This window comes from Streptomyces sp. NBC_00569, from assembly GCF_036345255.1.
Lineage (GTDB): Bacteria > Actinomycetota > Actinomycetes > Streptomycetales > Streptomycetaceae > Streptomyces.
On record NZ_CP107783.1, the window covers coordinates 2,503,261 to 2,517,539 of the forward strand.

The following is a 14,279-nucleotide window of genomic DNA, read 5'->3' on the forward strand; positions in this document are numbered from 1 at the left end:
GGAGATTCCTGCCTACCTTGCGGTGGCGGGCTTGGCGCCACGAGTGCGCCTGACGACTGCCCTCCCGGCAGCCGGGATCGCCACGAGGCCGATCCGGTACAGGTGCAAGACGTTCCGGGCCGCGTTCCAGTCGGCGTTGCCGGACCAGCCGCAGTCGGGGTTCTTGCACACGAACGTGGCCTGGTCCTCCCTGCTGCCCGGTGTCGTGAACCCACATGCCGAGCAACGCAGGGAGGTGCCCGGGGCGGGGACCTTGTGCAGGGCGCCGCCATAGCGGGCGGTCTTGTACGTCAGCATCGTCACGGTGCGGCCCCATGCCTCCTGGCTGATGGAGCGGTTCAGGCCGGACTTCTGCGCGACGTTTTTCCCTGGTTCCTCGATGGTGCCCTTGGCCGACTTGACCATGTTCGTGATGGTGAGTTGTTCGACCACGACCGTGCCGTAGGTGCGGGCGAGGTTCGTTGTGGTCTGGTGCTGCCAGTCAACGACTCGGCGCGTGGCTCTTGCGCGGAGCTGCTTGATCTGGTCGTAGGTGCGGTTCAGCCGGTTGGAGCTGCGCTCCTTCGGCTTGCGGAAGGACTTGCGGTGCGCGGCCCGTTGTTCGAGGCGGAGCAGCTTGGCCTTTTCATCCGGGTTCAGCCACTTGTCCCGGTCGGCGGTGCCATCCGGGAGCCGGGCGGGTCGTCCGTGATCCTGATGGTTGCCATCGGACAGGCCAAGGGGAAGATTGACCCCGGCGTCGATGCCGATCTGAGGGCCAGTGTGCGGCTCAGGCTTTGATTCCAGAGTCTGGACGCGGAAGGCGATATGCCATCCGAGTCCGTCTTTGACCAGCCGTGCCCCGGTGATCCGGTTCTCCCTGTCGGCGAGCTTGCCGACCGGGAGGTCCTTGGTCCAGCGGAAGCGGACACGTCCGACCTTGGGGATGTTGACCATGCCCCAACGGCGGTGCACCCGCTTGATCTGGAGATCGCGCCCCTGCGGGATGTCCACCGACATCGCCGTGCGCAGGCGGGCCTTGAAGTTCGGTGCGTCAGCGCGGCCGTTCCAGCAGTTCTTCCACGCCTGGACGTACGTTTTCAGCACCGCCTGCCCGGCCTGGGCGGGCAGCACGGCGAGCCAGTCGATCTCCTTGCGCGCCTGGCGGATCGCCGCATCGGCCGCAGCCAGGGAACGCTTGTCCTTGGGGAGCATCGTCCACCAGTCGTGCAAGCAGTTCCACATCGTGCGCGCCGCGTGCGCCTGGCCGTCCATGAGCCGGACCTGCCCAGGCGTCAGCGCCAGCCGGGCACGGTGCCCGAACTGCCGCTTAACTTCTGCACGTTCCGTAGTCACGTTGTCACCATAGCGTTGGACCGCATGTCGCCGAGTCGGTGGTGGCCACCTGAGTGATCACGTGCGGCACGTCTAGCTCGCAGGTCTCGCTCAGGTATGTCTTGTGGCGCCGGTCCAGCCTGACCACGCTCGATCCCCCAGCAGGCATCGGTGTCATGGGGCGAGCACAGGCGGTGATGCGCTGGCGGGAGGTCCTTGCCCTCCCGCCAGCGCACCCCCTTCTCGTCGCGGTGATACTGCTGGACCCACGACTGTCGCAGCACCTGCACCGCATCAACCTCACGCAGCCAGCCTGGAGCTGTGGAAGCGTAGACCGCTTCGAGCAGGAAGCATCCGGCCGTCCAACGTGCTGGGACCACTGTTCGCGGACCTCTTCACCCTTGGGGAAGCGGTAGTCGTCCACACGCGGCCCGTAACGCTCGGCCCACTCGGCTGTGATCAGGCCGGACAGCATGCCGGGGCCGCGACCGCCAGGGCCTCCAGCACGGCCCGCAGCGCCTCACCGACGAACTCCATCCGGTTCAGCGTCCGCACCGCCGCGAGCCCATGCGTCGAATCGGTCCGCTGCCGGCCACCAGCTTTCAGCAGGCCCAGCCCGCGCAGGCGTTCAAGTACCAGCTCCAGCGTCGTCTGTTCCAGTCCGTGCTCGATCAGGCGGGAGCGGAACAGGCTCAGCACAGAGGCATCGAACCTGGGATCGTGCAGCTCCAGGCCGAGCAGGAACTTCCAGTCCATCCGGGGCCGCACCTGGTCAGCGGCCTGCCGGTCGGTCAGCCCCTCCGCGTACTGCAACACCGATACCAAGGCCAACGCCCCGGGCGAGACAGCCGGACACCCCCGGCCAGCACACGCCCCGGCGAACGCCTCGTCCTCAAACAACGAGCCCAACGCCTCCCGGATCCGCACCGCGAGCGTCCCCTTCGGGAACGCCGCCCGCACCACCCGGGCCGCCAGCTCCGGCCCCCTGATCAGCCCGTGGCTCCAACGACATCCCTCGACCCTTCCACTCACGACCACAACAACCATGGGGACCCAACGGCCCAGCCCTGCTCGAATAACGCATTCCTCAGCAGAGTCCTGGAGGGCAGAGCACTGGTCAAGATCAAAAGGTAGACCCCGGACGGCTCACGCCCCGGCGTCCTCGCGGATGAGCTCTGCCGCCTTCTCCGCGAGGGCGACGGTCGGGGCGTGGGTGTGGCCGCGGGTGATGCGCGGCATCACCGAGGCGTCGACGACGCGCAGGGCCTCGACGCCCCTGACCCGCAGGCGCGGGTCCGTCACCGAGTCCTCGTCGGTGCCCATGCGGCAGGTGCCGACGGGGTGGTAGAGCGTTTCGGCGCCCGATCGGATCGCCTGGGCGAGCTCCTCGTCGCCGACGGCCCCCGGGTACGGCCCGAGGGGCCCGTCGGTGTACGGGGTGAGCGACTGGGCCGCGAGGAGTTCCTCGGCGCGGCGCACGCCGGCCATCAGCGTGCGCAGGTCCTCGTCGCGGGCGAGATAGCCGGGGTCGATCAGCGGCCGCGCCGAGGGGTCTGCCCCGCCCGGGGTGATGAGGCCCTCGCTGGCGGGCTGGAGCAGGACGACGCCGATCGTGATGCCGTGCTCGACGGGCGGGGTGAGCCCGTGGTTGACGAACGGCACCGGCGCGTAGATCAACTCGATGTCGGGGGCGGCCAGTTCGGGGCGTGTCCTGATGAAGGCGACCGCCTCTCCGACGTTCGACGTGAGCGGTCCGCGGCCGGCCAGGAGGAAGCGGCCGACATTGGCGAGGGAGTCCGCGCCGGTGAGGGTGACGGGCCGGGGGCAGCGCATCGTGACGGCGAAGGAGAGATGGTCCTGGAGGTGGCGGCCGACGCCGGGAGACGCGACGCGGACGTCGATCCCGGCCTCGGCGAGCTGCTCGGGGTCACCGACGCCCGCCTGCTGGAGCAGCTGCGGTGAACCGATCGCGCCCGCGCTGAGGATCACCTCGCGGCGGGCGCGCAGGACGCCGGGGACTCCTTCGGCGACGACGCCGGCCACGCGGGTGCCGTCGAAGTCGAGGCGCGTGACCCGGGCGTCGGTGTGGATGTGCAGGTTGGGCCTGCGCGCGGCCGGTTTCAGATAGCCGTCGGCCGCGCTCCACCGGCGGCCGCGGCGCTGGTTGAGCGGGGTGAGCGCGAAGCCCTCGTGGTCCTCGTGGTTCAGCTCGGTCAGCTCGCGAAGACCGGCGGCGCGGCAGGCGTCGAGGAAGGCGGACGTCGTCACGTTCGGGTCGCGCGGCGGGGAGATCCACAGCGGGCCCCGGGTGCCGTGCGGAGAGCCGGCCCGCCGGGTGCCCGCCCAGCGTTCGGCGCGCTGGAAGAAGCGCGCGAGCTGCTCGTACGACCACTCCTCACCGGCCGCCTCGCCCCACGCGTCGTAGTCGTCGCGGTGGCCGCGCACCCACATCATGGCGTTCATCGAGGATGATCCGCCGAGGGTGTGGCCGCGCGGCCAGTACAGCTCGCGGCCGTCGAGCGCGGACTGCTTGGACGTCGAGTAGTCCCAGTCGTACGGCGTCCTGAACAGCTTCGGGAACGCCGCCGGGATGCGGATCTCGGGTGTGCGGTCGCGCGGGCCCGACTCGACGAGCGCGACGCGCACGGCCGGATCCTCCGACAGCCGCGCGGCCAGCACACAGCCGGCCGACCCGGCCCCGACGATGACGTAGTCGTACTCGCCGTCCTTGCTCAACTCGACTCCCGGGGTGGGTGGTTGGGGTCAAGGTGAGATGATCCCCGTCCTCCCCGGAGGTGTACACCCGTCGCGTACAGTCGGTACGGCCCCTAGCCGGTGTGACCCGCCGGGTGGTGCGGTTCGTAGCCCGGGATGGTGCCGTCCTCCTTCTTCACCAGGAACAGCCCCACCATCCCCATGTCGGAATGGCTCTGCACGTGGCAGTGGTACATCCAGGCGCCCGCCCCGACGCCCTCGCCCGCGATGATCTGGAAGCCGAACGAGTCCGCGGGTCCGACGATCTTGTTGTCGACGACGCGGCTCGGGTCGTCCGGTCCGGTGAGCATGCCCGTGCGGTTGTCAGCCCAGCGATGACCGTGCATGTGGAAGGTGTGGTAGTACTCGCCGTGCGTGATCATGACGATCTCGACGCGATCGCCCACCGTGGCCTCGAAGTCGGGGCCTTCGTGCGCCGGCTCGTTGTTGATGGTCATGTCGTTGAAGACGATGGTGAACGTGGTGTCCGGAAGGACGTCGCCCTTGCGCCGGACGATCACCGGCCCGTACAGGCCCTTGCGGATGCCGCCGGTGCCGTGTTCCGTGCCGACGACGTGGTCGTGATAGTGCCAGTACCCCGCACTGCCCGCGCGCCACGTGCCGTCCTTGCGCCGGCCCGGGGCGTGCGTGCGCCAGGTGTAGGTGCGCTTGCCGCCGGGTTCGACGTCGCTCCTGTTGAGCTTGGTGCCGTCACTGGAGACCTCGTAGTCGAGGCCGTGGACGTGCAGGCTGGCCGCCACGTCCATGGTGTTCTCGAACTCGATGTGCAGCGTGTCGCCCTCGTTGAGCTCGATGAGGGGGCCGGGTACGGATGCCTTGCCCTTCTCGAACCCGTAGCCCATCTGCCCGTCCGCGAGCTTCTCGGCGTACATCTTGATGTGCTTGACCTCACCGCCGGCCGGGGCCGTGCGCACCGGGCCGTCCGCGGGGGCTGCATCCGTGGCCGCGATAAGTGACAACGATGTCGCAGTCGTCGCGGCGGCAGCCCCGCCCATCAGCACCCGCCGGTTGAAGCTCCGTCTGTCCATGCCGAACTCCCCATCCTCGTACGGGACTTACGCGGACGTGCCACCAGTGCCTGTCGTGACGGCCAGAGAGACGGTAACCGGCTGATCTTCGTTTATCCACACCCAGGACAAAGTTCGCGCCATTGCGGCCATACCTATTGGCGCGCCGCGAAAAGAGGTCTAGCTTCGTCCGCGCCGTACCTGTGACCGACGAGGGGTGGGTGAACTCATGCGGTCCACGCCGCATCAAGAACCCTTGGGTTTAAGAGGGTTGGACAGAGACAGACGCAGACGACGCCGTGCCGTCGCCGCGGTCCTGGCGTCCGGGGCGGTAGCCGCCGGACTGCTCACCGGGCCCGCCGCCAGCGCGCGTCCGTTCCCCGAACCATCCGTGACAACGATGTCCCTGCCGTCACCTCCCGGCGGGGCGAACGTGCGCGTCCTGGTGTACTACGGCTCCGCCGCGGGCGGCGACGAGTCACCGGTGGTGAACGCGGGGATCGCGGCCATCGAGAAGATCGGCCAGAGCGGCCCCGCCGCCCAGCGCTTCAAGATCACGGCGACGGACGACGCGTCCGTGTTCACCGACGCCACCAAGCTGGGCCGTTTCAACGCGGTCGTCTTCCTGACCGGCGGCGGCGACGTGCTCGACCCGGACCAGGAGGCGGGGCTCGAGTCGTACATGGAGGCCGGCGGCGGATTCGTCGGCATCCACGACGCGGCCCGCGCCGAACCGTACTCCGACTGGTTCACCGGCCTGATCGGCGCGCGCCCGGCGGACTCCGGCCCGGCGAACGTCCAGCGGGCCACCGTCGAGGTCGGTGACCGTCAGCATCCGGCCACCAAGGACCTTCCCGTGCAGTGGAAGCGGCCCGACCAGTGGCTGAACTGGGTGAAGAACCCGTCCGGCTCGGTGCACACCGTGGCCCGGGTCCGCGAGTCGACGTACCAGCCGGGCGCGAGCGCCAACGGCGCGGACCACCCGGTGTCCTGGTGCCGCGACTACGACGGCGGACGCTCCTTCTACACGGGCATGGGCGGCACGGCCTCCAGCTACGACGAGGTGGACTTCCAGTCGCACCTGCGCGGCGCCCTGCTGTGGACGAGCCGCATCGTGCGCGCCGACTGCAAGGCCGCGATCGACTCCAACTACAAGGCGGAGCGCCTCACCCAGCCCAACCAGGCGGGCCAGAACGACCAGATCGGCGAGCCGCACGGCCTGGTCACCGCGCCCGACGGACGCGTCCTGTACATCGGCCGCGGCGGCGCCGACTCCTCGCAGCCGGTGATCACCGACTGGAACAACCCCGATGTCGGCAAGGGCAAGGGCGAGATCCAGGTCTACGACCCGAAGACCAAGAAGGTCACCCAGGCCGGGGCCCTGACCGTCTTCGGCAACAAAGGCGGCGGTGACGAGCTGACCAAGGTCGAGGAGGGGCTGCTCGGCATCGAGCTCGACCCGAAGTTCGAGCAGAACGGCTGGGTGTACCTGCACTACACGCCGCACTCGCAGATCGACCGTGACAAGCAGATGGCCGAGCGCCGCGTCTCGCGCTTCACGCTCGACCTGACGACCAACAAGCTGGACATGGGCAGCGAGAAGGTGCTGCTCAAGTGGCCGGTGCAGATCCACAGTTGCTGCCACGCGGGTGGCGGGATGGCCTGGGACTCCAAGGGCAACCTGTACATCGCGACCGGTGACAACAACTCCTCCGGCTTCAGCGACGGTTACTCGGGCAACAACCCGCAGCCGAACTACAAGGGCGTCTCCTTCGCGGACGCGCGCCGCACCGCCGGCAACACGAACAACCTCAACGGCAAGATCCTGCGCATCCACCCGGAGGCCGACGGCACGTACACGCTGCCGGAGGGCAACCTCTTCACCGGCAAGGAGACGGCCGAGGGCGGAGGCAAGACGCGCGGCGAGATCTATGTGATGGGTGTCCGCAACCCGGCGCGCATCTCCGTCGACAGGAAGACCGACACGCTGTACGCGGGCTGGGTCGGTCCGGACGCCGGTGAGCCGTCGACGACCTGGGGTCCGGCGAAGTACGACACGTTCGCCGTCATCACCAAGGCGTCCAACCGCGGCTGGCCGTACTGCATGGGCAACAAGCAGCCCTACCGCGACCGCAATCTGCCGGACCCGACGAAGCCGCTCGGCTGGTACGACTGCGACCACCCGAAGAACGAGTCGCCGAACAACGACGGTCTCGTCAACCTCCCGCCGGTCACCGGCAACAACATCTGGTACTCGCCGCAGGGCGGGGCGCCCGACTACCCGCGCGACGCCAACGGCATCCCCTCGTACAAGAAGGAGGAGGCCAAGTACCTCCTGCCGTGGCTGAAGGGCGGCGGCCAGGCCGCGATGGACGGTCCCGTCTACCGCTACGACGCGTCCGTCCCGAACACCGACAAGTGGCCGAGCTACTGGGACGGCAAGTGGTTCGTCGGTGACTTCTACGACGCCACGCAGCCGCGGCACGCCGTGATCACCGACCCGAAGACGGCCGGCGACGGCGGCATCCCGGTGCACGCCGAGAACCTCAAGAAGATCGTGCCGGTCGGCAACGACGGCATCAAGAACCTCATGGACTGGAAGTTCGGCCCCGACGGCGCGCTCTACGTCCTCGACTACGGCCGCGGCTTCTTCACCTCGGACGCCAAGTCGGCCCTGTGGAAGGTGACTTACACGGGCGGCGAGGCGACCCCTGCGGCCGGTGACCTGGCCAGGAAGGCGCAGTGATGAGGATGCGCAGCAAGAACCGCCGAAGACTGTGGACGGCGCTGTTCGCCGCCCTGCTGATGGCGCTCGGACTCGGCTCCCCCGTCGCGTTCGGGCAGGACGCCCCGGACGCCGCCGCGCAGCAGGTCCTGACCTGGACCGGCAGCGACGACATCACCAAGTACGCCTCGGCGCCGACGACGGCGGTCGCGGGCGCGACGACGATCGTCTTCGAGAACAGCGCGGCGACCGGCAACACCATGGGCATGCCGCACACGCTGACGTTCGACACGTCGGACCCCGAGTACAACAACGACGTGCCGGTGAACATCCTGGCCAACCCCAACGACAGTGAGGGCGGCAAGCACTCGGTCGAGGTCACCCTGACCCCGGGCCGCTACCGCTACCACTGCTCGATCCCCGGCCACGAGGCCATGCAGGGCATCCTCGTCGTGACCGAGGGCGGCGGCGAGGACACGGCCGCACCGGAGACCTCGGCGAAGGTCGAGGGGCAGAAGAACGCCCAAGGGGAGTACGTCGGTTCGGCGTCGGTCAGTGTGACGGCGACGGACGCGGGCTCCGGTGTCGACAAGGTCGAGTACGCGGTGGGCGCCGACGGCGCCTGGCAGCCGTACACGACAGCGGTCGTCGTCGACCAGGTCGGGGCGCACAAGATCCGCTACCGGGCGTCCGACAAGGCGGGGAACGTGGCGGCGGAGAAGTCGGTGGACTTCACCGTGGTCGCGCCACCGACGGACGACACGGCTCCGCCGGAGACCTCGGCGACGGTCAGCGGTGAGAAGAACGACAAGGGCGAGTACCTCTCGATGGCGACGGTCACGGTGACGGCCTCCGACACCGGCTCCGGAGTCAACTCCATCGAGTACGCGCTGGGTTCGGACGGCGCCTGGCAGCCGTACACCTCACCGGTGATGGTGCACGAGGTGGGCGCCCACACCGTGCGCTACCGGGCCGCGGACAAGGCGGGGAACGTGGCCGCCGAGAAGTCGGTCGACTTCACCGTGGTCGCCCCGCCCGTGCAGGACAAGACGCCGCCCGAGGTGTCCGCGAAGGTCGACGGAGACCGGAACTCCGACGGCGCGTACCTCAAGGGCGCCAAGGTGACGGTCTCCGCGACGGACTCCGACTCGGGTGTCGACAAGATCGAGTACTCGCTCGACGCGGGCCCCTACCTCGCCTACACGGCGCCGGTCGTGGTGGACCGGGCGGGCGCGCACACGGTCATGTACCGGGCGACCGACAAGGCCGGTAACACGTCGGCGGCGAAGTCGGAGGCCTTCACGGTCACGACGGGCGGCGGGGTCCCGGCGCCCAACTGCGCCGAGTTCGACGAGCGGTTGACGGTGATCGTCGGCACGGTCGACACGGGCATCCCGAACCGGGTCACCAACAACCGGTGCCGGATCAACGAGTTGATCGAGGACGAGCGGGAGTGGACCTCGCAGGCCCTCTTCCTCAAGCACGTCAAGACCGTCACCGACAAGCTCCTCAAGGAAGGCGTGATAGACCAGCGCGAGTACAACAAGATCAACCGCGCCGCCAAGCAGTCGGGGATCGGCAAGCCCGGCCAGACCGAGGGCTACCGCAAGATCTTCGACGGTACGCAGGGCTCGCTCGACAAGTGGGAGCAGGTCGGCGGCGGCAGGTTCGGCCTGAACGCGGACGGCTCGATCACGTCGAGCACCTCGGTCGAGGGCATGGGCATGCTGTGGTTCCCGCAGCGCAAGTACGGCGACTTCTCGCTGAAGCTCCAGTGGCGGGACGACGCGCCGGGCACGGGCAACGCCAACGGCGGTGTCTTCGTGCGCTTCCCGTGGGTCCACGACCACCCGGAGGAGTCGCGGCCGGAGTGGGTCGCCATCAAGTACGGGCACGAGGTGCAGGTCCTCGACCGTCCTGACGGCGACATGTACAAGACCGGCTCGATCTACGGCTTCGACCGCGTGGGTCTCGCGGGCGCGGGCGTCACCCAGAAGGGCACGTGGAACGACTACGAGATCCGTGTGGTCGGCCAGCACTTCTCGATCCTGCGCAACGGCGTCCTGATCAACGAGTTCGACAACACGGGCGGTCAGGTCTTCGAGCCCCCGCGCGGGGACGACCCGGGCACGGACGGCCGGCGGTTCTCCTCCGGCTATGTCGGGCTCCAGGTGCACAGCACGACGGACGTCATCTCGTACCGCGACATCCGCATCAAGGAGCTGTAACAGGCACTATTTGTACAGCAGTTGAGCGTGTAGAGCCGGGTCAGTCCTCGTGTCTGGCCCGGCTCGGCTGTACCCGCTTGGGCTCGCCCGGCATCTTCGGGTACTCGGGCGGGTACGGCATGTCGCCGAGGCCGCGGTCCCGTTCGTCCTGGTCGGCGAGTTCGAGGAGCGCGTCGAGCCGGTAGGCGTGCTCGTCCATGTCCTCGTGGACGTCACCGACTTCGGCGTAGCGGGCCGGCATGGAGCCGATGTCGAAGTCGGCCGGGCGCGCGTCGTCGACCTCGTCCCAGCGCAGGGGCGCTGACACGGGGGCGTTCGGCCGTGGCCGTACCGAGTAGGCGGAGGCGATGGTGCGGTCGCGTGCGGTCTGATTGAAGTCGACGAAGATGCGCTCGCCGCGCTCCTCCTTCCACCAGGCTGTGGTGACGTGGTCCGGCATACGGCGCTCCAGCTCGCGGCCGCAGGCGATGGCCGCGCGGCGCACCTCGACGAAGGTCCAGTGCGGGGCGATCGGCACGAAGACGTGCATGCCGCGGCCGCCGGACGTCTTGGGCCAGCCGCGCAGGCCGCCGACGTCATGGAGGACGGAGCGCAGCTCGTGGGCGGCGCGGACGGCGTCGGTGTAGTCGGTGCCGGGCTGCGGGTCCAGGTCGATGCGCAGCTCGTCGGGGTGGTCGGGGTGCGCGCGGCGGACGGGCCAGGGATGGAAGGTGAGGGTGCCGTACTGGGCCGCCCAGATGACGGCGGCGATCTCGGTGGGGCACATCTCGTCCGCGTGGCGCCCGCTGGGGAAGGTGATGGTGCCGGTGGGAATCCAGTCGGGCAGGTTCTTGGCTGCGCGCTTCTGGTAGAAGGACTCGCCGTCCAGGCCTTCGGGGTAGCGCTGGAGGGTGGTGGGGCGGTCGCGCAGGGCGCGCACGATGCCGGGGCCGACGGAGAGGAAGTAGCGGGCGAGGTCGAGCTTGGTGTAGCCGGGCTCCGGGAACATGACCCGGTCGGGGCTGGACAGGCGTACCGTCCGCTCCCCCGCCTCCAGCTCCACCGCCGCGCCGTTCGACTTGCCCATGCGGGTCACGCTAGGCGCATCGGCCGACTTGCGCATACCGGGCGGGTGCGGGCGTATCGCGTCAGAATCGGCTCATGGTCATGGATCTGCCGGTGATGCCGCCCGTGAAGCCGATGCTCGCCAAGTCCGTCGCGAAGATCCCGCCGGGGATGCAGTACGAGGCGAAGTGGGACGGCTTCCGCGCGATCGTGTTCCGGGACGGCGCCGGCCTGGAGATCGGCAGCCGCACGGGCAAGCCCCTGACCCGCTACTTCCCCGAGCTGGTCGCCGCTCTCCTCGACCGGCTGCCCGAGCGCTGTGTCCTCGACGGCGAGATCGTGATCGCCCGGAACGGCCGCCTCGACTTCGACGCGCTCACCGAACGCATCCACCCGGCCGCGTCCCGGGTCAGGACGCTGGCGGAGCGGACCCCGGCGTCCTTCGTGGCGTTCGATGTACTGGCCCTCGGCGACGAGTCGCTGATGGACGCGCCCATGGTGGACCGCCGGGCCCGACTGGCCGAGGCACTGTCGGGCGCGACGCCGCCCCTCCACCTGGCCCCGTCGACGACCGACGCCGAGCTGGCGCAGAAGTGGTTCGAGCAGTACGAGGGCGCGGGCCTGGACGGTGTGATCGCCAAGCCTTTCGACCTGCGCTACCGCGAGAACGAACGCCTGATGTTCAAGATCAAACACGAGCGGACCGCGGACTGCGTCGTGGCCGGCTATCGCTTCCACAAGAGCGGCCCGGTGGTCGGTTCCCTGCTGCTCGGCCTGTACGACGACGCGGGCGTGCTCCAGCACGTGGGCGTGTGCGCGGCGTTCACGATGAAGCGGCGTACGGAGCTGATCGCGGAGCTGGAGCCGCTGCGGCTGGAGTCCGCGCAGGACCATCCGTGGGCCGCGTGGACCGAGGAGTCCGCGCACGAGAAGGCCCGGCTGCCCGGGGCGACGAGCCGCTGGACCGGCAAGAAGGACCTCTCGTGGGTGCCGCTCGAACCGCGGCTCGTCGCCGAGGTGGCGTACGAGCACATGGAGAACGGCGCGCGCTTTCGCCACACGGCCCGCTTCCGCCGCTGGCGCCCGGACCGGACGCCCGAGAGCTGCACGTACGCACAGCTGGACGAGCCGGTCCGGTACGACCTGGCGGATGTGCTGGGCTGAGGGCCGGGTCTGAGGGCTGTTGCGGACGGCTCTTGTCGAGGGCTGTTGTTGAAGGCTGTTGTTGAGAGGTGTGGTTGATGGGGGCGTTTGAGGGTTGCGCCTGAGGCGCCGCCGGGTGCCGTCGGGCCAGGCGAACAGTCACTCCCGGCGACGGGAGCGCCGTCGGCCGTCACCGGCCGAGGCCGCCCGCCGCCTCATGTACGCGCACATCCAGCACTCCGGCGACCTGATCGCGGACCATCTCACCGCCCAGCACTGAGCACTGTTTCGAACATGTTTGACCTGAACTGATCGATCCGCCCCTGGGTGGGTATCACCCACACGTGCGAATACGACGGATGCGGGTGACGCGTGTGCGACGGTCCGTGATCGTCGCGGCGGTCCTGGCCGCCACGGCCGCCGGGTGCACCGTGGGCGACGGGCATCCGCCGGACGGCCACTCCGCGAGCCCCACCGGCGAGGGAGCCCGTGGCCCCGTCCTCGCGGTGAAGATCGACAACGTGGGTCCGGCGCGCCCGCAGACCGGTATCGGCCGGGCGGACATCATCTACGCCGAGCAGGTGGAGAGCGGCCTGAGCCGGCTGATGGCCGTGTACGCGACCCGGCTGCCGCCCGTGGTCGGCCCCGTGCGCAGCGCTCGTGAGACCGATCTCGAACTGCTGCGGCAGTTCGACCGCCCCGCACTCGCCTTTTCCGGCGCCCAGTCGAAGCTCCTGCCGCTGATCGCCGAGGCCCCGCTCACCGCGCTCCCGCCCGGCAAGGCGCCGGCCTCGGCGTACTTCCGCGGCAGCGACAGGCCGGCGCCGCACAACCTCTACCTCCGCCCCGACAAGCTGGGCGTGACGCCGAAGGCGGACGCACTGGCGGCGGCCGGGGTCACGTTCGGCGCGGCCCCTGCGGGCGGACAGGCGAAGAACGCCCTGGCGGTGCGCTTCCCGGCGGCCCGCTTCACTTTCAACTGGTCGGCGCAGAGCCACAGTTGGCAGGTGTCGATGGACGGCACCCGGGCACGCACCACGGACGGCGGTGCCCTGAACGCCTCGAACGTCGTGGTCCAGTACGTGGACGTCCGCAGTTCGCGGTTCCACGACCGGTCGGGAAACACATCACCGTTCTCCGACACCGTGGGCGCGGGCAAGGCGACGGTGCTGCGGGACGGGCGGTCCTACGACGTGCGGTGGGAGCGGCGTTCGGCGGCCGACGGCACACAGTTCACGACGGCGGCCGGCGACAGGCGCATGACGTTCGCGCCCGGACAGGTGTGGATCCTTTTCGCCGAGCGGTGAGAACCCCGGCTCGCCCCCGGACGCCGCCGTCAGGCCTTCGCGAGCGGCTCCGTCGGGTTGCGGAGCCCCTCCGCGGCGTCCGAGACGCGCTGGATCAGGTCGAAGAAGACGGCCTGCTCGTCGGCCGACAGCGGGGCGAGGAAGATCTGGTTCATCCGGGCCGTGCGCACGGTCAGTTTGCGGTGGACGCGCGTCCCCTCGTCGGTGAGACGCAGCAGGGAGCGGCGGCCGTCCTGCGGGTCGCGCACCTTGTCGATCAGTCCGCGGCGGCTGAGGCGGCTGATGACCTCGGCGATGGTCGAGCGATCGAGGCCGACGCGCTCACCCACGGTGCGCTGGTCGAGACCGGGCTCGGCGACGAGCGCGTTCAGGACGGCGAACTGCGGTGAGGTGATCTCCTCGGAGACCATCGTGTTCCAGAGCAGGTAGTGCGCCTGCTGGAGGCGCCGGGCCAGGTGCCCCGGGTGGGTGGTCAGATCCACCGCGGCCATCGCGGACCTCCGGTCTGAGTCGGCAGGGCATGTGGGTCGCGCCGCCCCCGCGTGGTGCGGGGCGCCCGATCCATGGCCCGCTTTTCGGGTGTGTACTGATCAATACTCGACCATAGGGCGGCCCGTGTCGAGTCGACTCCCCCATGCCAACCGTCCCTACCCCGAACTATTGACGGTCCGGTCATGCGGTGGCACCGTAAGCGCCAGTCACATAAATGCTCAGTGTGCTGAGTAATTGGGTGGCG

At 69.4% G+C, this 14,279-nt stretch carries 11 protein-coding genes; 5 read left to right on the plus strand and 6 right to left on the minus strand.

The annotated features are described in order from the left end of the window. Positions 1-12 precede the first annotated feature (12 nt). The 4 genes from OHO83_RS11415 to OHO83_RS11430 form a co-directional block, all read right to left on the minus strand. Positions 13-1,335, minus strand: coding sequence for an RNA-guided endonuclease InsQ/TnpB family protein (locus tag OHO83_RS11415; protein ID WP_330279389.1), 1,323 nt, complete (start codon positions 1,333-1,335; stop codon positions 13-15). Positions 1,336-1,773: 438 nt separating this feature from the next. Continuing rightward, the gene (locus OHO83_RS11420; RefSeq protein WP_330279390.1) at positions 1,774-2,346 is read right to left on the minus strand and encodes a transposase; all 573 of its coding nucleotides are present in this window, start codon (positions 2,344-2,346) and stop codon (positions 1,774-1,776) included. Between the two features lie 114 nt (positions 2,347-2,460). Continuing rightward, positions 2,461-4,050 carry a GMC family oxidoreductase gene (locus OHO83_RS11425; RefSeq protein ID WP_330279391.1) on the minus strand — a complete coding sequence of 530 codons (1,590 nt, stop codon included), beginning with the start codon at positions 4,048-4,050 and terminating at the stop codon, positions 2,461-2,463. 92 nt (positions 4,051-4,142) lie between these two features. After that, positions 4,143-5,117 carry a multicopper oxidase domain-containing protein gene (locus OHO83_RS11430; protein WP_330279392.1) on the minus strand — a complete coding sequence of 325 codons (975 nt, stop codon included), beginning with the start codon at positions 5,115-5,117 and terminating at the stop codon, positions 4,143-4,145. Positions 5,118-5,412: 295 nt separating this feature from the next. On the opposite strand from OHO83_RS11430, the gene OHO83_RS11435 reads away from it, so the two are divergent. Continuing rightward, the gene (locus OHO83_RS11435; RefSeq protein ID WP_330280760.1) at positions 5,413-7,842 is read left to right on the plus strand and encodes a ThuA domain-containing protein; all 2,430 of its coding nucleotides are present in this window, start codon (positions 5,413-5,415) and stop codon (positions 7,840-7,842) included. A 5-nt stretch (positions 7,843-7,847) separates the two neighbouring features. After that, entirely contained in the window at positions 7,848-10,049 is a 2,202-nt protein-coding gene (locus OHO83_RS11440) for an OmpL47-type beta-barrel domain-containing protein (RefSeq protein ID WP_330279393.1), read from the plus strand. A gap of 40 nt (positions 10,050-10,089) precedes the next feature. Here OHO83_RS11440 and ligD read toward each other — a convergent pair whose 3' ends face one another. Beyond that, positions 10,090-11,115: a non-homologous end-joining DNA ligase gene (gene ligD / locus OHO83_RS11445; RefSeq protein WP_266675461.1), complete on the minus strand. Its 1,026-nt coding sequence runs from the start codon at positions 11,113-11,115 to the stop codon at positions 10,090-10,092. 80 nt (positions 11,116-11,195) lie between these two features. Here ligD and OHO83_RS11450 point away from each other — a divergent pair, with 80 nt between their 5' ends. From OHO83_RS11450 to OHO83_RS11460, 3 genes are all read left to right on the plus strand, one after another. Further along, positions 11,196-12,257: an ATP-dependent DNA ligase gene (locus tag OHO83_RS11450; protein WP_330280761.1), complete on the plus strand. Its 1,062-nt coding sequence runs from the start codon at positions 11,196-11,198 to the stop codon at positions 12,255-12,257. Positions 12,258-12,372: 115 nt separating this feature from the next. Then, positions 12,373-12,516, plus strand: a complete 144-nt coding sequence (locus tag OHO83_RS11455) for a hypothetical protein (RefSeq protein WP_266675460.1) — start codon at positions 12,373-12,375, stop codon at positions 12,514-12,516. 79 nt (positions 12,517-12,595) lie between these two features. Beyond that, the gene (locus OHO83_RS11460; RefSeq protein WP_266676774.1) at positions 12,596-13,543 is read left to right on the plus strand and encodes a DUF3048 domain-containing protein; all 948 of its coding nucleotides are present in this window, start codon (positions 12,596-12,598) and stop codon (positions 13,541-13,543) included. Between the two features lie 29 nt (positions 13,544-13,572). Here the strand turns inward: OHO83_RS11460 and OHO83_RS11465 are convergent, their stop codons facing one another. Continuing rightward, positions 13,573-14,034, minus strand: a complete 462-nt coding sequence (locus OHO83_RS11465; RefSeq protein WP_116507668.1) for a MarR family winged helix-turn-helix transcriptional regulator — start codon at positions 14,032-14,034, stop codon at positions 13,573-13,575. Between the last annotated feature and the right edge of the window lie 245 nt (positions 14,035-14,279).